The organism is Aceticella sp. 75b-Ac, from assembly GCF_056032965.2.
Genome location: NZ_CM190971.1, coordinates 607905 through 625200, shown reverse-complemented (window position 1 = coordinate 625200; position 17296 = coordinate 607905). Strand labels below are relative to the sequence as shown.

The 17296-nt window shown below is 29.1% G+C and carries 16 protein-coding genes; all 16 read left to right on the top strand.

Features of this window, described 5'->3' with window-relative positions; translation table 11 throughout:
• Window positions 1-21: 21 nt before the first annotated feature.
• The 16 genes from dut to AC0LWJ_RS03325 all read left to right on the top strand — a co-directional run bounded on the left by dut (window position 22) and on the right by AC0LWJ_RS03325 (window position 17255).
• The gene (dut, locus tag AC0LWJ_RS03400; protein WP_284681005.1) at window positions 22-474 is read left to right on the top strand and encodes a dUTP diphosphatase; all 453 of its coding nucleotides are present in this window, start codon (window positions 22-24) and stop codon (window positions 472-474) included.
• Between the two features lie 11 nt (window positions 475-485).
• Entirely contained in the window at window positions 486-722 is a 237-nt protein-coding gene (locus tag AC0LWJ_RS03395) for a YlmC/YmxH family sporulation protein (protein WP_474239012.1), read from the top strand.
• An 81-nt stretch (window positions 723-803) separates the two neighbouring features.
• Window positions 804-2000 (top strand): aspartate kinase, encoded by a 1197-nt coding sequence (gene dapG, locus AC0LWJ_RS03390; RefSeq protein ID WP_474239009.1) that lies wholly within the window; start codon window positions 804-806, stop codon window positions 1998-2000.
• 66 nt (window positions 2001-2066) lie between these two features.
• Window positions 2067-2768, top strand: a complete 702-nt coding sequence (locus tag AC0LWJ_RS03385; protein ID WP_474239007.1) for a ClpP family protease — start codon at window positions 2067-2069, stop codon at window positions 2766-2768.
• A complete protein-coding gene (locus AC0LWJ_RS03380) occupies window positions 2768-2983 on the top strand; it encodes a YlzJ-like family protein (RefSeq protein ID WP_474239005.1) in 216 nt (71 codons plus the stop codon). The genes AC0LWJ_RS03385 and AC0LWJ_RS03380 overlap by 1 nt, the downstream gene beginning before the upstream one ends.
• A gap of 95 nt (window positions 2984-3078) precedes the next feature.
• Complete coding sequence (locus AC0LWJ_RS03375) at window positions 3079-5196, top strand: FtsK/SpoIIIE family DNA translocase (RefSeq protein WP_474239001.1); 2118 nt, start codon at window positions 3079-3081, stop codon at window positions 5194-5196.
• 59 nt (window positions 5197-5255) lie between these two features.
• Window positions 5256-6566, top strand: a complete 1311-nt coding sequence (rimO, locus tag AC0LWJ_RS03370; RefSeq protein WP_474238998.1) for a 30S ribosomal protein S12 methylthiotransferase RimO — start codon at window positions 5256-5258, stop codon at window positions 6564-6566.
• Entirely contained in the window at window positions 6566-7105 is a 540-nt protein-coding gene (pgsA, locus tag AC0LWJ_RS03365) for a CDP-diacylglycerol--glycerol-3-phosphate 3-phosphatidyltransferase (RefSeq protein WP_474238994.1), read from the top strand. The genes rimO and pgsA overlap by 1 nt, the downstream gene beginning before the upstream one ends.
• Window positions 7106-7118: 13 nt before the next feature.
• Window positions 7119-8363: a competence/damage-inducible protein A gene (locus AC0LWJ_RS03360; protein ID WP_474238991.1), complete on the top strand. Its 1245-nt coding sequence runs from the start codon at window positions 7119-7121 to the stop codon at window positions 8361-8363.
• 60 nt (window positions 8364-8423) lie between these two features.
• Window positions 8424-9452: a recombinase RecA gene (gene recA, locus AC0LWJ_RS03355; RefSeq protein WP_284679037.1), complete on the top strand. Its 1029-nt coding sequence runs from the start codon at window positions 8424-8426 to the stop codon at window positions 9450-9452.
• A gap of 62 nt (window positions 9453-9514) precedes the next feature.
• Window positions 9515-10114 carry a RecX family transcriptional regulator gene (locus AC0LWJ_RS03350; protein ID WP_474238986.1) on the top strand — a complete coding sequence of 200 codons (600 nt, stop codon included), beginning with the start codon at window positions 9515-9517 and terminating at the stop codon, window positions 10112-10114.
• Window positions 10115-10130: 16 nt separating this feature from the next.
• Window positions 10131-11297: a DNA double-strand break repair nuclease NurA gene (locus AC0LWJ_RS03345; protein WP_474238984.1), complete on the top strand. Its 1167-nt coding sequence runs from the start codon at window positions 10131-10133 to the stop codon at window positions 11295-11297.
• Complete coding sequence (locus tag AC0LWJ_RS03340) at window positions 11294-11863, top strand: HAS-barrel domain-containing protein (protein ID WP_474238981.1); 570 nt, start codon at window positions 11294-11296, stop codon at window positions 11861-11863. Before AC0LWJ_RS03345 ends, AC0LWJ_RS03340 begins: the two co-directional genes overlap by 4 nt.
• Window positions 11860-13458: an ATP-binding protein gene (locus AC0LWJ_RS03335; RefSeq protein WP_474238979.1), complete on the top strand. Its 1599-nt coding sequence runs from the start codon at window positions 11860-11862 to the stop codon at window positions 13456-13458. Before AC0LWJ_RS03340 ends, AC0LWJ_RS03335 begins: the two co-directional genes overlap by 4 nt.
• A gap of 17 nt (window positions 13459-13475) precedes the next feature.
• On the top strand, window positions 13476-14690 hold the full coding sequence (locus AC0LWJ_RS03330; protein WP_474238977.1) for a metallophosphoesterase family protein: 1215 nt from the start codon (window positions 13476-13478) through the stop codon (window positions 14688-14690).
• A 24-nt stretch (window positions 14691-14714) separates the two neighbouring features.
• Window positions 14715-17255 carry an AAA family ATPase gene (locus AC0LWJ_RS03325; RefSeq protein ID WP_503031471.1) on the top strand — a complete coding sequence of 847 codons (2541 nt, stop codon included), beginning with the start codon at window positions 14715-14717 and terminating at the stop codon, window positions 17253-17255.
• Window positions 17256-17296: the final 41 nt, after the last annotated feature.

Sequence of the window (17296 nt, the reverse complement as noted above, 5' to 3'; positions counted from 1 at the left end):
GATAGAATTAAGGTGATAAAAATGGGAAACAACTTGCTGCTAAAAATAAAGAAAACAAAAGATGCTATTGATTTGCCATTACCACAATACATGAGTACTGGTGCAGCTGGTATGGATTTATTTGCAAATGTGCATGAAAGTATAAATATAAAACCTTCTGAAATTAAATTAATTCCAACGGGTATTCAAATTCAATTGCCATCAGGATATGAAGCACAAATACGTCCAAGAAGTGGGCTTGCACTTAATTATGGAATTACCTTGCTTAATACTCCCGGAACGATTGACTCAGATTATAGGGGTGAAATTAAATTAATCCTTATAAATTTTGGCAGTAAAGATTTTACAGTAAAAAGAGGACAAAGAATTGCTCAGATGATTATAAATAAAATAGAATTGCCTCAAATTATCGAGGTTATTGAACTTAATGAAACAGACAGGGGTCCATCTGGTTTTGGCCATACTGGATTATAAAGGGTGATAATATGAGATTAAGTGAATTTGGCAATAAAGAAATTGTTAATTTAAATGACGGAAGAAGATTGGGGCTTATGGAAGATTCAGATTTAATAATAGATGAAAATACTGGGAAAATCAAATCTATTATTGTCTATGAAATGAAAGGTTCAATTTTTAGAAATAAGATGGAAAATATAGAAATTCCTTGGGATGCGATTAAAAAAATAGGTAATGATATGATAATTGTTGAAGTCAAAATATAAAGAAAATCAAAAATATCTTTTTTTTATTAGTTTAATAAAGTATAATAAAAGTTAATATATAATTAATGGAAGGGTGAGATTGTGAATATCTTAGTACAAAAGTTTGGTGGTACATCAGTAGCAACTAATGAAAGAAGGAACATGGCTGTATCAAAGGTTATAAATGCAATAGAACAGGGATATTCCCCTGTTGTTGTAGTATCAGCCATCGGAAGAAATGGTGATCCGTATGCGACAGATACTATGATTAATTTTGCTAAATCTATAAACAATGATATTCCAAAAAGGGAAATGGATATCCTGATGTCTTGTTGCGAAATAATTTCCAGCGTAATTTTTACAAATACGCTTATAAGTAAGGGTTATAAAGCCAAAGCCTTTACTGGAGGTCAAGCTGGTATAATTACAAATAATAATTTTGGTAATGCTGATATTATTAGAGTAGAATCTAATCATTTGATGGATGCTGTAAATCAAAATATAATTCCCGTAGTAGCCGGATTTCAAGGAATAACTGTCGATGGTGAAATAACAACCTTAGGAAGAGGTGGTAGCGATATATCTGCTGTACTGCTCGGCGAAGCTTTAAAAGCATATGCTGTTGAAATTTATACAGATGTAGATGGTATTATGACTGCAGATCCTCGTATTGTGTCTAATGCAAATATACTGAAAAAAATAAGCTATAATGAAGTATTTCAACTTGCAGAGCAGGGTGCTAATGTAATACATCCACGTGCAGTGGAGATAGCCATGAGAGGAAATGTCCCTTTAATAATCAAAAATACCATGACAGATAGTCAAGGAACAATAATAACACAATACAACGATGCATATAACAATATATATAATGCTGATAAACTTGTCACAGGAATAGCAAATTTGAATAATAGAGTACAAATAGTATTAAACATGGAAAATGATGAAAATAATATATTTGAAAAAATAGCCGAAAATAAAATTAGTATTGATTTAATAAACATATTTCCTAATAAAAAGGTTTTTACAATATCAGAGCAAGACTTACAAAAGTTAGAGGAATTATTGGAAAAATATAAAATTGATTATACTATAAAGGAAAACTGCAGCAAGGTATCAATAGTAGGCAATAGAATACGTGGTGTTCCAGGGGTTATGTCAAAAATCATTAAAATATTATCAGATAACGACATTGAAATATATCAAACAGCGGACTCATATGATACGATATCATGCCTTATAAGTCAAGACAAAACTGAAAAAGCAATCAGGGCTTTACATGATGAATTTAAGCTTTAAAATTTATAATTAACGCATATTATGCGTTTTTTTTTTAATAATATAAATATACGGGAGCGTGATAAAATGAGTTCAATTAAAAGTGCAGATACTACACCGCAAGAGATTGCTCAAATACAACAGAATTTACAAAATTTTGGGCAAACAAATATACCGAATTTTGAGAGTAATATACATTGCCTCACAATAATAGGACAGATTGAAGGGCATCTTATATTACCACCTCAAAATAAAACTACTAAATATGAACATATAATTCCTCAGCTTGTTGCAATAGAAGAAAATCCTCAAATAAAGGGGTTGCTAATATTATTGAATACAGTTGGGGGTGATGTTGAAGCAGGACTTGCCATATCTGAAATGATTGCAAGTCTATCAAAGCCAACCGTTTCAATCGTATTAGGAGGAGGACACAGCATTGGAGTACCGCTTGCAGTTTCATCAAATTATTCTTTTATAGTTCCAAGTGCAACAATGACGGTTCATCCAATCAGAATGACCGGTCTTGTAATTGGAGTTCCTCAAACATTTGAATATTTTAATAAAATGCAGGATAGAATTGTTGAATTTGTAATTAGAAATTCAAAAATAAAAAGAGAAATATTTTTAGACCTTATGCTGAAAATAGGTGAACTTGCTAATGATGTTGGTACAATACTTATTGGGAAAGAAGCAGTAGAATATGGATTAATAGATGAAATTGGGGGTGTGTCTGAGGCACTAAAAAAATTACAAGAACTTATCAAAAAAAATGAAGGTGGTATATAATGTTATATACAGTGATTCCCTACGAATTAATTTTTGAAAAAAGGGATGATATAAATAATAATTATTTTGAAACGGTGATAGAAAATAAATATTTACTGCTTGAGGAAATTTCCAAAAACTGTTTTAAAATTATAAGACTATATTCGACTAATCCATGTGATTATTTAGATATTAAATATAGCCCTGGAACTATTATAAATACACGGTTTATATAAATTATGATATAATAGATGTGTAAAACGCATCTATTTTTATTTACGAATAGAGGAATTTTAATGAATATGTAGAATAAATTATAAGGTGATGAATTATGAAATCAAAGAAGGAAGATATATACAAAAATGAAATTATGGGAATTATATTTTGCGTTATTGCTATTTTATCTATATTAAGTCTTTATACAAAATCTACAGGTGTTTTAGGGTATAATATTTCCATACTATTAAAAGGGTTATTTGGTATTGGTGCATATGTTGTTTCTTTATTGATATTAGTTTTTGCTTTTTTATTTCTTTTTAAGAAAAGTGATTTTTTAAAAACCAAAAAGGTTATTTCGCTTTTAATAATATTTTTATGTTTTATAAGTATTGATCATTTATATTATTTTAATAATGTAATATCAATTAGAGATTATATTGCAGAGGCTTATAAAAATGGGATTAAAAATATTGGTGGAGGTATGATTGCAAGCATTATACTTTACGTTCTTTTAAAATTAATCGGAATTATAGGTACTTTATTATTTTTGAGTGCTTCATTAATTATATGTTCAATAATTATTACAGATATTTCATTTGTAAATTCAATAAAAATGCTTTTAGCTTTAATAAAAAATAAAATTAATAGCAAAAAAATAATAGTCGATAATTTTGAAAAAACAATTGCTGAGGTAACATTAACAAAAGAACATCAAGATTGCAATGATTTAGAAGAAAATAATATTGAAATCGTACAGCCGATACTGGAAGAAAAAATCAAATCGAATAATCAAAAACCGGATATGGTTCCTGTTAATAAAAATAACGGGAATTATAGTTTTCCGCCACTAACACTTTTAAAAGACGGTAATCAAAGGCAGAAGATTAATAATAACATTATTATTGAAAATGTAAAAAAACTTGAACAGACATTATTAAATTTTGGAATTGAGGCAAAAGTTATTCAAGTTACTCGCGGTCCAGCGATTACAAGATTTGAACTCCAGCCTAATCCAGGTATTAAAGTAAGTAGAATAGTAAGTTTAACCGATGACATATCCTTGAGTTTGGCTGCACCGTCTGTAAGAATTGAAGCACCAATACCAGGAAAATCGGCTATTGGTTTGGAAGTCCCAAATGACAAAATATCGATAGTAACATTAAAAGAAGTTATTGACACAAATAAATTTAAAAATCATAAATCTGACTTATCCATTGCACTTGGAAAAGATATTTCAGGAAATGTTATTGTTACAGATTTAGCAAAAATGCCTCACTTATTAATTGCAGGAGCTACAGGTTCTGGAAAAAGTGTATGTATAAATACTTTGATTATAAGTTTATTATACAAAGCATTGCCAGATAAAGTTAAAATGATATTAATTGATCCAAAGGTAGTTGAGCTTAATATTTATAATGGGATTCCACATTTATTAACACCGGTTGTTACAGATCCTAAAAAAGCTGCAGGTGTACTTAACTGGGCAGTTCAAGAAATGACAAATAGATATAAAATGTTCGCAGATATAAATGTAAGAGATATAGAAGGTTACAACAGAATTAATAAAGAAAATCACATGTCTAAAATAGTTATAATAATTGATGAATTATCTGACCTAATGATGGTATCCCCTTCCGAAGTAGAAGAATATATATGCAGATTGGCACAAATGGCAAGAGCAGCAGGTATTTACCTTGTTATTGCAACACAGAGACCTTCTGTTGATGTTATAACGGGTGTAATTAAAGCAAATATACCATCTCGAATATCCTTTGCTGTAACATCACAAATTGATTCAAGAACAATCTTAGATATGGCAGGGGCAGAGAAATTACTTGGCAAAGGAGATATGCTGTTTTATCCAATAGGCGAAGCAAAACCCTTAAGAGTGCAGGGAGCTTTTATTTCAGATAAAGAGGTAGAAGATGTGGTGAATTTCCTTAAGTTACAAGCACAACCTGAATATACCGAAATGAATGTTGAAACAAAATTTGAAACAATTAAGTCAATAGGAGAAGATGAATTAATTAAGGATGCAATTGCAGTTATTCTTGATACAGGGCAGGCTTCAATATCAATGCTGCAGAGAAGGTTAAGAATAGGTTATGCAAGAGCAGCAAGAATAATTGATCAAATGGAAGAAAAAGGAATAATAAGCGGCTATGATGGTTCTAAGCCACGTCAGATTTTACTAACTGAAGATGAAATTAAAAAGATTATCAATGATTAAATTTATTTACAACATATTTTACATGTTATATACTTAAAAATAGAGAGAAAGGGATTTATATGGATAATGTTGGTATTATTTCACTTGGTTGTGCAAAAAATACTGTGGATTCAGAAAAAATGATCGGTTTATTAAGTAAAAAAGGATATAAAATTGTTAATAATGAAAATGATGCAGATATAATTATAATAAATACCTGTGGATTTATAGAAAGTGCGAAAAGAGAATCCATAGAAACGATAATAGAAATAGGAAAACTTAAAGCCAAAAGATTAAAAATACTTATAGCAGCTGGTTGTCTATCTGAAAGATACAAAGATGAATTATTAAAAGAACTGCCTGAACTTGATGCAGTAATTGGCACAGGAGATTTTCCGCAGATTATTAATGTTATTGAGAAGATTAAAATGGGCAATAAGGTTCTTGAATATGGAAAGGCTAATATGCTGGATGATTCTAATTTACCAAGGGTGTTAAGTACACCTGGATATTATGGATATTTGAAAATAGCTGAAGGCTGTAATAATAAATGTACCTATTGTATAATACCTAAATTAAGAGGTCATTACAAGAGTACAAAAATTGAAAATATTGTATCTGAAGCAGAATCAATGGTTTCAAGTGGTGTTAAAGAGTTAATCTTAATAGCTCAAGATACAACTAAATACGGTATTGATTTATACGGAAAATTAATGCTTCCATTACTTTTAAAAAGATTATCAGAGATAGATAATTTAAAATGGATTAGAATACTTTATGCATATCCTGATAGCATTACAGATGAATTGATCGAGGAAATAAAAACAAATGATAAGATAGTTAAATATTTAGATATACCATTACAGCATTCAAATGACAATGTTTTAAAGAGGATGAAAAGAAATACCAGAAGAAAAAATATTGAGGATATTATTTTTAAATTAAGAAATATTCCGGGTATGATAATAAGAACAACGTTTATAGTTGGATTTCCTGGTGAAACCGAAGAAGAATATGAGGATTTGAAAAACTTTATTGCAGAAAAAGAATTTGATCGATTAGGTGTTTTTACTTATTCTCGTGAAGAAGATACAGAAGCATATGATATGCAGCCGCAGATTAAGGAAAGTATAAAACTTAAAAGATATAAGGAAATAATGAATCTTCAAAAGAAAATATCTTTTAATAAAAATCAAAAAAATATTGGTAGAAAGCTTGAAGTAATTATAGAAGGATATGAAAATGATTTTTATTATGGGCGTAGTTATATGGATGCGCCTGAAATTGATGATACTGTACTTATTAGAACAAATAAAAAATTAAAGATAGGAGAGTTTGTATCAGTACTGATAAAGAATGCATTTGAATATGATTTGTTAGGGGAATTATAATGAATTTAGCAAATAAAATTACTATTGCAAGGCTTCTAATGATTCCGATTTTTATAATTATTTTATTATCGGATTTAAATTGTAAAAATATACTTTCAGCTGTTTTTTTTGCTTTAGCATCATTAACGGATAAACTTGACGGATATGTTGCACGTAAATATAATCAGATAACGAGCCTCGGCAAATTTATGGATCCTTTAGTTGACAAAGTAATGGTATCCTCAGCACTTATTGCACTGATACAACTTGGAAGAATTGAAAGTTGGATTGTTATTATAATTTTGGCAAGGGAATTCATTGTCACCGGTTTAAGAACAGTGGCAGCAAATAAAGGGGTTGTTATTGCAGCAAATATTTACGGCAAATATAAAACTACCTTTCAGATAATCGCTGTAATATTATTAATGCTTAATAATTATCCTTTTAGTCTTATAAACTTTCCTTTATCTACTATTGTGGTTTATTTAGCCTTAATTACAACAGTTTTTTCTGGTATTGATTATATAATAAAATCTAAGGATTTTATATTTGAAAAATAGGAGATGTTGAAAAATGAAATCAGAAATAATTTCTGTAGGAACAGAACTTCTTCTTGGACAGATAGTAAATACTAATGCAAAATATATTTCTTTAAAACTGTCTACAATTGGAATAGATGTTTTTTTTCAAACGAATGTTGGGGATAATTCCAAAAGACTGAAAGAATGTTTAGAGATTGCTGTAAAGCGTTCCGATGTTATTATTTTAACTGGAGGACTCGGACCAACAATGGATGACCTGACAAAAGAAACTGTTGCAGAATTTTTTGATTTGCCATTGATTGAAGATACTGATTCTAAACTTTCAATAGAAAATTATATTAATAAATCCAATAGAAAAATGACAGCAAATAATTATAAACAGGCACTTTTCCCTGAGGGCTCAAAAATATTACCAAATGAAATAGGAACAGCGCCCGGTTGTATTTTAAAAAAAAATGGTAAAATAATTATAATACTTCCCGGTCCCCCCTCTGAATTAATTCCGATGTTTGATAATTACGTTTACCCATATTTAAAAAACATGAGTGATAAAATAATCGTATCTAAGGTTATAAAAATATTTGGCATAGGTGAATCTAAAGTTGAAGATATGGTAAATGATTTATTAATATCATCAAATCCTACAGTAGCTCCATTAATCGGCGATGGAATAGTTACATTAAGAATAACAGCTAAATCTGATAATAAAGAAGAAGCAGAAAATATGATAGCAAAAATTGAAGAAAAGATAAAAGACGTAATAGGAGATTATATTTTTGGTTCAGATGATGAAACAATGGAATATGTTATTTTTAACTTATTAAGAGAAAGAAATTTGACCTTAACCACAGCAGAATCCTGTACAGGTGGATTATTATCAAAAATGATAACAGATATACCAGGTTCATCGGAAATATTTAAATATGGTTTTGTTACGTATAGCAATGAAGCTAAGCACAAAATGCTTGGCGTTTCAAAACAAACACTTGAAAAATATGGTGCAGTCAGCATCGAAACAGCTAAAGAAATGGCTGTTAATGCAAAAGAAATAGCCAATGCTGATTATGGTGTTTCAATAACAGGAATTGCTGGTCCTGATGGTGGAACGGAAAAAAAGCCCGTAGGGCTTGTATATATAGGTCTATCATATAACAATGAATTTTATGTAAGAAAAACCCTAACAATGGGAGTTAGACAAAGGATAAGATTAATTTCCGCATTAAATGCTATGGATATGATTAGGAGACATATTTTAAAATTAAAAATTGACTTATAAATTATCATAATATATAATAAATTATAAGCACATATGTTTTTGAGGTCGGGAGGAGAAAAAATGATAGAGAAACAAAAGGCCCTTGATATGGCAATAAACCAGATTGAAAGACAATTCGGGAAAGGTTCCATAATGAAACTTGGTGATAATAGCAGGTTAAATGTTGAGGTGATTTCTTCCGGTTCAATAGACCTCGATATTGCACTAGGGGTTGGCGGTATTCCCCGCGGAAGAATCATAGAAATATTTGGACCGGAATCCTCAGGTAAGACAACAATTGCTTTACATATATTGGCAGAAGCACAAAAGATTGGTGGGACAGGTGCGTTTATAGATGCTGAGCATGCACTTGACCCTACTTATGCAAAAAAATTAGGTGTCAATATAGATAATTTATTGGTTTCACAGCCAGATACTGGTGAACAGGCATTGGAGATTGCAGAAGCACTTGTAAGAAGTGGTGCTGTCGATGTTATAGTAGTTGATTCTGTTGCCGCATTGGTTCCAAAAGCTGAAATAGATGGAGAAATGGGTGATGCACATGTTGGCTTGCAAGCGAGGCTTATGTCTCAAGCCTTGAGGAAGTTATCAGGTGTAATAAGCAAATCAAAATGTATTGTTGTATTTATTAATCAATTAAGGGAAAAAGTTGGAATTATGTTTGGCAATCCTGAGACAACCCCTGGAGGTAGAGCATTAAAATTTTATTCCACAATTAGATTAGATGTCAGGAAAATTGAATCATTAAAGCAAGGGAATGATGTTGTCGGGAATAGGACGAGAGTAAAGGTAGTAAAAAATAAAGTAGCTCCACCATTTAAACAGGCAGAATTTGATATAATGTATGGTGAAGGTATTTCAAAAGAAGGAAGTATTTTGGATTTGGCGGTCAGTATAAACGCAGTAGAAAAAAGTGGAGCATGGTATTCATATAACGAAGTTAGACTGGGGCAAGGAAGAGAAAATGCCAAACAATATTTAAAAGAAAACAAAGAACTTTTAGCAGAATTGGAGAATAAAATAAGGGAAAATTTTAACCTTGTGCACAATGATGTTAAGATTGAAAATGCAGATGTATCAACAAAATAACCCCACAAAAGGGGTTCTTTTCTTAATTGACTAAATAAACTTTGATAAAAGTGGTGTAATAAATGTATATAACAATGATAGAAAAGCAAAAGAAAAATAATAAGAGGTTTAATATTTATATCGATAATAAATATGTGTTTTCTGCATCATATGAGGAATTAAATTTTTTAGATTTAAAAGAAGGTAAAGAAATAGATGATGAACACTATAATTATTATTTAAACTATCTTCTTAAAAGAAAAGCTGAAAATACAGCAGTTAAATTTCTTTCGTATAAGATGAGGACAGAAAAGGAATTACAAGAAAAACTAAAATCTAAGGATTTTCCTGATGACATTATAAATGATATTATTTTTAAATTTAAGGAACTAAAATATATAGATGATAGATATTATGCAGAATTATACATTGAAGAAAAAAAAGAACAATTACATAGTAAGTACAGAATATTTTCCGAATTAAAGGTGAAAGGGATAGATACAATAATAATCTCTGATGTACTTGAAGATAAATATCCTGATGAATTAGAAATTATAAAGAGAATTTTGTATAAAAAGCTTAAAACTTCAAATGACATTGTTAAAATAAAAGCTTATTTATATAGAAATGGCTTTAAGATTGATGATATAAATAAAGTCTTGAAATTGGAAGAACTTAAGTGAAAGGAGGGGAATTGAATTGCTTAACAGAAGTAAATTGATGCCAATGATTTATGAACTTGTCAACAATGATAAAAATTTTTTAAATAATATTAAAAAGTATCTCCATAATGCTTTTGAAGAATATAAGAAAATTCAGGGAAACGAAGAAGAACTAATAAAAAAGATCAAAGATAGTAATACATCCTGGTTAACTGCAATACCGATAGAAAATTTTAGCTCCATAAAACCGCTTCCTTCTATACCTGTAAACTATTCTGTTGTTGCGGTAGATGGTTCACAAATAATGCCGGATCATCATGAAATAAGAATATGTTATTTAATCAATATAGGATATGTTATATTAAGTTATGGTCAAAATTCTTATGCAATAATGAATAGTATTCCAACATTATTTTATAAAGAAGAAGAACTTTATAAAGATATAAATGGTTATAAAACATTTATAACTCAAAAAGACCTTTCATTCAAAAGAACTATAATGGAATATGATAAGGTATTTGAATGTATCTCTGAACCTGATAAAGATATATCAATGGCATTTATTGATGGAACTTTAATCGAATGGATGGTACAAGGAGATGAAAATGAATCTATTATTATCAGCAGTATATTAAAAACTTTCGATAAGGCAAAAGAACTTAATATACCATTAGTGGGGTATTTAAGTTCTCCTAAAAGCAATGATTTTATAAATATGCTTAGGGTTTGTATATGCCCTTCAAAGGTAGTAAATTGTAATACATGTAGGTATCTTAAATCCGGAAATAATCTTCCATGTAACAAGATAAGCAAGATAAATGATTCGGATTTATTTTCCATAATATTGAAAGATGGAGAACGCTCTCCAATGTTTTTAAGCACGTCCCATATATTAGAAAGATATGGGGAGCATAAAATTGCATTTTTCTACATGAATACCGGAAGCGAAATATCAAGAATTGAAATACCTTTTTGGGTTACAGAAAAAAGTGAACTTGTAGATTTCATACATGCCGTATGTTACGACCAGGCAAAAAAGGGGAAGGGATATCCCATATCGCTGCAGGAAGCTCATGAGCAGGCAGTTGTATCAGGAAGTGATAGAGAAATGTTTTATAATATGCTTTCAAATATATGCGTAAAAAATGGTATTAAGATGTCGAGGTCTTATAAATCCCAGAGGAAGAGGAGTGGTATTTTGTGAAACATATTGGTGAAATTATTGAAACAAATACAAAAATGTTCGAATGCCAGTCTGTAAAACTTGATGAAAGTCCGGATTTTGGTGGATTTGTAAAAGTTATCTCAAATGATATGACGATTTATGGTATAGTTTTTAATATTTGTACAATGAGTGAAGATATTACACGAAAACCAGTTGCGTTTGGATTAACTGAGGAAGAATTACGTAGGCAACAACCTCAAATATTTGAATTGATGCATACATATTTCAAAGTATTGATAATCGGTTATAAAAAAGAAGGTTACAGAGGTATTTTGCCACCAAGACCAGCAAAGATACATTCATTTGTGTATGATTGTGAAAGGGAGGATTTAATAGATATATCTAAAGACCTTAATTTTTTAAAGAACATTTTAAATGGGCAAACAGGTATTGAAGAAGAATTAGTGGCATCGGTTATTCGTAATTTATCAAAAGTAGTTCTTGAAAAGGATAGTTACATGATAACAGTGGGTAAAGAACTTATAAGGCTTTTAAAAAATGATTTTGATAGGTTTCTAACGATAAAAAGGATGTGTAAGATATGAAAGGTAATCTGTTTAGAGGTTCTATAACATCAGGATTGGAAATCAAATTATCAGATGGAAATATAATCGAAGATGTGAAAGTTGGAAATTTTGTTGTAATTCAAGGGAAAAAAAATAAATATTTATGTATGGTAACAGATATTAAATTTGAGGCTTTAAATCCACAGATGCTAATAAATGGCATAAATATTGAAGATGATATAGATGAAAAGATAATAGATGGTACAGGAGTATATGGTGTTATAACATTATCACCAATGATACAGGTTGATGGAGAGGGAAATGCTATTTCAGTAAAATCTATTCCTGCATACGGTTCATTAGCTCAGGATGCAAATGCTGAAGATATATATAATGTATTTGGGATACCTTCAGAAGAAAATTTATACATTGGAACACCCCCGGAGATGGACATACCAATTTGTATTAATTTAAAGAAATTGGTGGAACGTAGTACAGGAGTATTTGGAAGAGCCGGTACAGGTAAAACATATCTAACAAGGCTTTTATTAGCTGGTCTTGTAAAATCTAAGTGTGCTGTTAATTTAGTTTTTGATGCACATAATGAATATGGTTACGAAGCCAAAAGAGAAGGGGGTTCAAAGGTAAAAGGCTTAAAACAACTATTTGGGAGTCAGGTAGCGATATTTACACTTGACAGAGAATCGTCACTTCGAAGGGAAGTACCTGTAGATGGGGTTCTAAATATTGCATATAATCAAATAACACCTGATGATATAATGCTGTTAAATTCTATGCTGAACTTGAATAATACAGCAGTTGAAAGTATCTATCAAATGATTAAGGCAGAAAAAAACGACTGGCTTTATAAATTTATCAAAATGGATTCATCGGAAATTGAAGAATATGCTGAAAAAATAGGTGCAAATGGAAATTCACTTCAAGCGTTAAAAAGAAAGCTGGAACGATTAACAAGACTTCCTTTTTTAAAACATATTGTCCCATCTGACTGTGTTAAACAAATAATGGACTTTTTACAAAAAGGCATAAATGTTGTCATTGAATTCGGCAATGTATCTACGCTTGGTTATATGCTTGTTGCAAACATAATTACAAGGCATATTCATGAAATGTATGTAAAGGCATCTGAAGAATCCATAGCAAATGACAGTAAAGAACCAACACCTCTTGTAATAACAATTGAAGAAGCCCATAGGTTTCTTGACCCATCAATTTCAAGAGAAACAACTATGGGTGAAATAGCAAGAGAAATGCGTAAATATAATGTTACATTATTAATTGTAGATCAACGTACCTCTCAAATAGATTCTGAAGTATTGTCACAGATAGGCACAAAGATTACCTGTAGGCTTGAAGATGATAATGATATAAATTCGTTTTTATCAGGTGTAAATAATGCAACAAAATTGAGAAATGTACTTGCAAGCCTCGATCAAAAACAGCAGGCTTTGATTTTGGGTCATGCGGTTCCTATGCCTGTTGTTATAAAAACAAGAAATTATGATCAAAATTTTTATAACGATGTATCAACATTTTCAGAAGATGATTTTATTGATAAGCCTTTTTTAAAGCTTTTAGAAAAGGAAAAAGTCGATGAACTATTTCCAGATTAGAAAGGTGGTAAAATTCCATGATAAATATAGCACATGCAGCGGATATACACATTGGCATTGAGAATTATGGTATAATTGACAAGGATACCGGATTTAATACAAGATTAATTGATTTTTTAAAATCTTTTGATAGATTTGTAGAATATGCCTCAGAAAATTGTGATATTGCTGTTATTTCGGGAGATATGTATAAAACAAGGGAACCTAATCCAACACATCAAAGGGAACTTGCTAAAAGGATAAAAAAATTATCTGAAAAAATCCCTGTCGTTATTAATAACGGTAACCATGATCAACCTAATTCAGATACTAAAGCAAGAGCATTTGATTTATATAAGATATTAAAAGTTCCCAATGTTTATATAGCAAATAAGCCAGATATATTTTTGATTAATACAAAGAATGGGCCACTACAAATTGCATGCTTGCCCTATTTCCCTAAAAATTTATTGCTTAAATTTGAAGAAAATAGAAATTTATCAATAGATGAAATTAATTTGAAAATGGTAGAAAAAATAAATAATCTTGTAAGTATTTTGACGAACCAACTTGACTCAGAAATTCCAGCCATATTGTCAGCACACCTATCTGTTACAGGTGCAATAACAAGCAGTGAAAAAAGTATTATGATTGGGGATGAAGTCATTATACCAGTAAGCATACTTGCAAGACCCCAATATAAATATATTGCCCTTGGGCATATTCATAAATACCAAGTTATATGGGATAAACCATTAACAGTATATAGTGGAAGTATTGAAAGAATAGATTTTGGCGAAGAGAAAGATGAAAAGGGATTTTGCCATGTAATAATTGATAGGGATAATGTATCACATAAATTCATTAATCTTCATGCAAGACCTTTTAAAACAATTAAGATAGAGGTTGAAGGAGAAGATCCAACCCAAAAAATAATAGATAGAATAAAACATATGGAGTTAGATGACAGCATTGTCAGGCTTATCTTGAAAATCACAAAGGATACTGACGGAAAAATACGATATAGGGAAATCAATAAATTAATGATAGAAAAGTGCTATTACTTTGTAGGTATAAATAAAGATATAGATTCTGATAAAAGTGCTTTAAGAAATCCTGAAGTTACTGAACAACTTAACCCCATAGATGCACTTGAAAAATACTTTTTATCAATTGAACTTGATGTAGATAAAAGTGAATTAATTAAAAGGGCGAATACTTTGTTTGATGAACTTAAAGAAGAGGTGAATTAATAATTGATTCCTTTAAATTTAAAATTGAAAAATTTTATGTCATATTCTGATAATGAAAGCCTTGATTTTACTAAATTTCATATTGCGGCTATAGTTGGAGAAAATGGTAATGGAAAGTCATCTTTATGGGATGCAATAACATGGTGTATATGGGGAAGAGCCAGAGGACTTGATGCGGCAGGAAGAGGTGCTGATGACCTCATAAGAATTGGTGCTGATGCAATGGAAGTAGAATTTACTTTTAGAATAGAAAATACAAAATATCGAATATTACGCAAGAAAAAAAGAAATTCATCATCTATTCTTGAATTTAATATTATTACTAATGATGAAACATTTAAATCATTGACACAGGAAAAGATTATTGATACTGAAAAAAAAATAAAAAATACTATAATGCTAGATTATGATACATTTATAGCATCGTCATTTATGCCTCAAAATAAAGATGGTTTTTTTTCAGAAGTTGAACCAACAAAAAGGAAGGAAATTTTTTCAGAAATTCTTGGTCTTGATTTCTATAATAAATTACAAATAAAAGCGAAAGAAAAGAGAATTGAATATGAACAAAAGCTTGTTATAATAGATGAACAATTAAAAATGTATTCAAGGGATATAGAAGATAAAAAAGATATCATTAAAAAGAAAGAGGAAAATGAAGAATTATCCTTTAAAAAACAACTTATTTTAAATAAATTAAATAAACGCTTAGAAGGACTCCTTGAAAAGAAAAAAGAAATGGATGAAGTCATTTTAAAGATAAAAGAGTTTTATGATAGAATTGAAAGAGATAAAAAAATAATTAGTGAATATAAAGAAATGCTTTTGGATATCGAGAATAAGAGAAAAGAATTGAAGGACATATTAAATAACGAAGACAATATAATTAAGGGATTTAATAATTTTATGGAAATTCAAAATAAATTAAAAAACCTTGATGGCAAATATATATATTTTAATGAATTGGAAAAATCAAAAACGGAAATTCAAAATAAGATTAATTCTATAAAAAAAGAGAAGGAAATGGAACTTAAAAATTTAACCTCTCGTTATAATGAATATTTAGAAGAACTTGATAAATTAAATAATCATGAGATAGAATTAAAAGAACTTATTAAGAAAATGCCTGATTTCGACAATCTTGAAAATCAATTTAAACAAATCGATGAAAAAATCATTGTTTTAAATACCAAATTGGTTGAAAATACAACTATAATTTCAACTTACAATAAAAAAATTAAAGAATTGAATGAAAACTATAATAAGATACTAAATACTGGTGCGATATGTCCTACATGTCATACAGCACTTAATGCTGAAAAAAAAGAATTACTTTTAAATGGATTTAAAGAAGAAGAAAAAGATTATAAAATACAAATATTTACTAAGAAAAAAGAAAACGAAAAATTGGTTAGAGAAATAAATATGCTTAAAAATAATAAAGATAATATAAATAATTTGCTTTTACAGAAAAATGAATTTCTTGTTAGGATTAATACATTAAAAAATAAATTATCTGAAAGAGAATTTAAAATTAATAAAATTAAGGAATTACGTGAAAGAATAGAAAAATTAAATGATATAATCAATACTGAAAATTATGCAATTAATGAAAAAGAAGAGCTTTCATTAATCCAGACAGAAATAACCAAATTAAATTTTTCTTTTGAAAATTATAAATTAGTCAAGTTGAAATATGATAAATATAAAAAATATGAAAAACTGATGGAACAATTAAATATTTCAAAACAGACTATTGTTACCTATGATAAAACATGTGAAACATATATAAAAAACATTAAGATTTATGAAGAAAATTTAGAAAAAGACAAAAAAACTATGGAATTTTTAAAAAAACAGAATAAGGATTATGATATGTTAATAGAAGATATAAACAAATTAAAAATTAAAATTGAAAATGAAAATAAAGATTTCCTTAACATTAATATTAATCTATCTACTTTAACAGAAAAAATAAATAATATCAACACCATTGAAAGCAAAATAAATATTTTAAAAAAAGACAGAGAGAAGAATGCTATGGAAAGACATTATTATGAAATATTAGAATATTCATTTGGCAAAAAAGGTATACAGGCATTAATAATTGAAAATGCAATACCAGAATTAGAAGATATAGCAAATAATATTTTATCAAAACTTTCAGATGGCAAGATGTACTTAAATTTAATAACACAGAAGATAAATAAAAATGGTTCTGTATTGGAAACTTTAAATATCGAAATATCAGATGATGTTGGTACAAGAAAATATGAATTATTCAGTGGGGGTGAGGCATTTAGAATAAATTTTGCACTTCGTATAGCACTTTCAAAATTTTTATCAAAAAGAGCAGGAGTAAAATTGCAAACGTTAATTATTGATGAAGGCTTTGGCTCTCAGGACAAAATTGGGAGGCAAAACATTATTGATGTACTTAATCTTATTAAAGATGAATTTGAATTAATCGTTGTAATTTCACATTTGGAAGATTTTAAAGATAATTTTCCATATACAATTAATATTACAAAAGATGAAAATGGCTCTCATATAAATTGCTTGTGAAGTGCAAACTATAGTCATTTGTATACTTGACATAATTTTGA